Origin of the sequence: Allocoleopsis sp. (assembly GCF_036703385.1) — a bacterium.
GTDB lineage: Bacteria > Cyanobacteriota > Cyanobacteriia > Cyanobacteriales > Coleofasciculaceae > Allocoleopsis.
Map to the genome: position 1 here is coordinate 1 of NZ_DATNPA010000663.1, position 4,265 is coordinate 4,265.

Consider the following 4,265-nt stretch of genomic DNA (forward strand, 5'->3'; position numbering starts at 1 on the left):
CAAAGATATCGCTGCTGTCGATGTGCAAAACCGCGTATCCGTGGCCCAACCCCAGTTACCCCAAGCAGTGCAGCAAACGGGAGTCAGGGTTACGAAGCAGTCAACGAGTATCCTGTTGGCGATCGGTCTGTATGCACAAAACAAGGAATACGACAACGTATTTTTAAGCAACTACGCTGACCTCTACCTGACAGATGCCATAAAACGATTGAAGGGCGTGGGGGATGTCCGCATTTTTGGTGAGCGTAAATATTCGATGCGCTTGTGGCTCGACCCCAATCGGCTCGCCAGTCGAGGGCTCGCGTCTAAGGACGTAGTTAATGCTCTCAGAGAACAGAACTTACAGGTGGGTGCTGGGGGCATTGGTCAGCAGCCAGCCCCAGACGGGCAAATGTATCAAATTGACCTGCGTGCCATCAGCCGACTCACTGACGCCTCTCAATTTGAGGACATTGTCCTGAAAACGGATGCAGATGGCACTCTTGTCAAGCTTAAAGATGTCGGTCGGGCTGAACTTGGGGCAGAAAACTATAGTTCTTTCCTGCGATTTAGGGGTAACGATGCTGTAGGTTTGGGGATTTATCAACTTCCCGGTAGCAATGCTTTGGATGTTGCCAAGGAAGTCAAAGAAGAAATGAAGCGACTTGCTCAGACTTTCCCGCCAGGACTGAAATACCAGGTGGCGCTTGACACTACGCTGTATGTGCAACAGTCTCTGAGGGAAGTGGTCAAGACGCTGTTTGAAGCGGTTGTGCTGGTTATCTTGGTAATTTTCGTTTTCTTGCAGGACTGGCGAACCACTCTGATTCCAGCAATTACAATTCCCGTTTCTTTGATTGGTACGTTTGCCTTTATCAAGGTTTTCGGGTTTTCGATCAACAGCTTATCTTTGTTTGGTCTGACTTTAGCAACTGGGTTGGTGGTCGATGACGCAATCATCGTGGTCGAGAATATCGCTCGATTGATTCAGGATAAGGGCATGACTCCCCGTCAAGCGGCTTCTGAGGGTATGGAAGAGCTTTTGGGGGCAGTGATTGCGACTTCACTCGTGCTCATGGCTGTGTTTATCCCAGTCGCTTTCTTTCCAGGAACGACCGGAAAGCTATATCAACAATTTGCTTTAACAATCGCTTTCTCAGTTGCGATTTCTACCTTTAATGCTGTTACTCTCACACCCGCCCTCTGCGCCCTGCTGCTGCGTCAGGAGCAAAAACCAAGTGGCTGGATTGGCTGGATTTTTGACCGAATTAATGGAGTCATTGACCAGACGCGACGGGGATATAAGCGATCGCTAAACATCCTGTCACGGGTGAAAAGCCTCGTGGTCGGGCTGTTTATTCTGTCCTTAGGACTAACAGGTTGGCTTTACTTGAGCGTTCCCCAGGCATTTCTCCCTGAAGAAGACCAAGGCTATTTCATCACGATTATCCAAGCGCCAGAGGGGGTTTCGCTGAACTATACCGCCAATGTGATGAATAAGGTGGAACAAGAAATCCTTAAAGTTCCGGAAGTGGTAGGAACTTTTGTAGTGGGCGGCTTTAGTTTTAGTGGAAATAGTGCCAACCAGGGTTTGATTTTTACAACCCTCAAACCTTGGGAGGAGCGTCACAGCGAAGAGCAGTCAGTAAAGGCGATTATCGGTAAGCTGGCGGGAGCTTTAGGCGGAATTCCCGAAGCAAGAATACTGCCTGTTAATCCTCCTGCCATTCAGGGTTTAGGCAGTTTTGGTGGTTTCCAATTTGAGCTGCAAGACCGAAAGGGCAACGAAAGTTTAGCTCCTCTACTTGAAGCTATGGGTGGGATGATCAAGCAAGCCAATCAACCAGGTACCGGCTTGCAACGTGTGTTTAGCACTTTTGCCGCAAACACGCCTCAGCTACTCATTGAAGTAGACCGTAACAAAGCCAAAGCGCTCGGCGTTTCTATAGACGACATTTTCACTACATTGCAGACGTTGTTAGGTTCGCAATATGTGAACGACTTCAATTTGCAACAACGGACTTATCGGGTGTACGTTCAGGCAGACAAGCAGTTTCGCTCCAATCCTAGCGATATTGGTCAACTGTACGTTCGTTCTCAACAAAATCAAATGATTCCCCTGAGTAATTTGGTAAAGATAACACCAACTACAGGGGCACAAACGATTAATCACTACAACTTATTCCGCTCCATTGAAATTACGGGTTCGGCGGCTCCTGGCTTTAGCTCTGGACAGGCAATCAAAGCAATGGAGGACGTAGCTAAGAAAGTTTTGCCTGCTGGTTTAGGCTACCAATGGTCAGGTACCTCGGCAGAAGAGCTAGCCGCTGGCGGTCAAGCACCTATCATTTTTGGTTTAGGAATTGTTTTCGTGTTCTTGGTGCTGGCAGCTCAATATGAGAGCTATATTGACCCCCTAATTATTCTTCTGTCAGTTCCTTTGGCAATCTTCGGTGCCCTTTCAGCTCAGTCGCTGCGCGGTCTAGCTAATGATGTCTACTGCCAGATTGGTCTAGTGATGCTGATTGGTCTAGCTAGTAAGAACGCCATTTTGATTGTGGAATTTGCTAACCAGCTGCGAGAACGGGGTTTAACAATTACCAAAGCAGCAGTGGAAGCATCTCAAGAGCGTTTGCGACCCATTTTAATGACTTCCTTGGCCTTTGTTCTGGGTATTACTCCCTTGGTAAATCCTGAAGGAGCAGGAGCAGCGTCGCGACGATCTCTTGGTACCGCGCTCACGGGTGGGATGCTTGTATCCACTCTCTTGAGTTTGTTTATTGTGCCAGTTCTGTATATCGTGATTAAGAGTCTTACCGATCGCTTGAAGCCCCGTGGTAAGTCTCACAAGACGGACAAACTAAAGCCCCGTGTTGAGGTAACGACTTCTTCGAGTAGCCATTAGAAAATTCCCCCTAACCCCCTTAAAAAGGTGGAAAAGGAGACGGAACTCACGAGCAATTACAGATGTAACCCATGATCAACCTCTGGGTATACTTCATGCAACTGACAACCGCTATAGGATTAAGCTGGATTTTTCAAAAACCTTGCCAACCCAACTTTTTCCAAGAGGTTGAAGACGGAGAATGAAGCGGGATATCGAAGAACCATCAGCTAACCTGACTACGCAGCCGCTTCCGGAGTACCGGTCAGAAACTATTATAGTGATTGGTGCTGGCGTTGCCGGACTCTCAGCAGCAAGAGAACTCAAGGCTGTTGGCTATCAAGTTACCGTGCTTGAGGCACGCGATCGCATTGGAGGGCGCGTTTGGACAAGTCACCATCTAGGGGTTCCAGTGGATCTGGGCGCTAGCTGGATTCATGGTGCCGACGAAGGAAACCCCCTGACTCAATTAGCTGCTCAACTAAGCTTAACCACTCGACCTACCAAATTTGCTAATAGCTGCTTCTACGACAGTGATGGCAGACCTATCAGTTCATCCGAATCCAACGTTCTGCTCAGCCGTCTAGACGCAATACTAGACCTCCAACCTCAACCGGATGAACCCGACTCATCTCTTGCTGAGGCAGTCGATGGGCTGTCTGTTTCACAGCCCCTCACCGATTGGCAACAGCAGCAGTTGAACTGGATTTATGCCGCCCTTGCGAACTTTATGGGAGCAGAGGTCACGGAGTTATCCAGAGCTTACTTTAATGAGGATGAGTACTTTTCCAGCTCGAATGTCTTGTTGTCTAGGGGATACGAGCCTATTGTACGGGAACTCGCTAGAGGCAGCGATATTCGTCTAGGTCAGGTAGTACGCCGCGTTGTATATGAATCGGATCGCATGCTAGTAGAAACTGAGCAAGCCGTTTTCGAGTCCGATCGCGTAATTGTTACCCTCCCGCTAGGCGTACTTAAGTCCGGACAGGTCGCGTTTGAACCCCCGTTACCCGAACGCAAGCAACAGGCTATCCAACGCTTAGGAATGGGCCTACTCGATAAAGTGGTGCTGCGCTTTCCCAACCTCTTTTGGCAGGGCAATACTGACATGATCGGCTACTTACCACGCGATCGTAGCGACGCCGCCTTGTTGTTGAACTTATTTCCCCACCTCCAAGAACCCGTACTTGTGGCGTTTTTGGGAGGACAAGCCGCACGAGAGAGCGAGCAAAAGCCTGAGGAGGAGTCGATCGCACGAGTGTTGCGTTCCCTGCGATTAATCTATGGAACGATTATACCAGAACCAACTGAAGCCATTGTGACTCGTTGGGCAAGCGACCCTTTTGCGTGTGGTTCTTATTCCTTCATCCCCGTGGGGGCTAGCGGTCGCGATTACGAGATT

The 4,265-nt window shown here is 49.1% G+C and carries 2 protein-coding genes; both read left to right on the forward strand.

Translation table 11 applies throughout. From position 1 onward, the window contains the following. On the forward strand, nt 1-2,884 hold a 2,884-nt coding region (locus V6C93_RS31345; RefSeq protein WP_333480598.1), incomplete at its 5' end, for an efflux RND transporter permease subunit. Between the two features lie 181 nt (nt 2,885-3,065). Then, nucleotides 3,066-4,265: flavin monoamine oxidase family protein (locus V6C93_RS31350; RefSeq protein ID WP_333480599.1), on the forward strand; the 1,200-nt coding region annotated here is incomplete at its 3' end.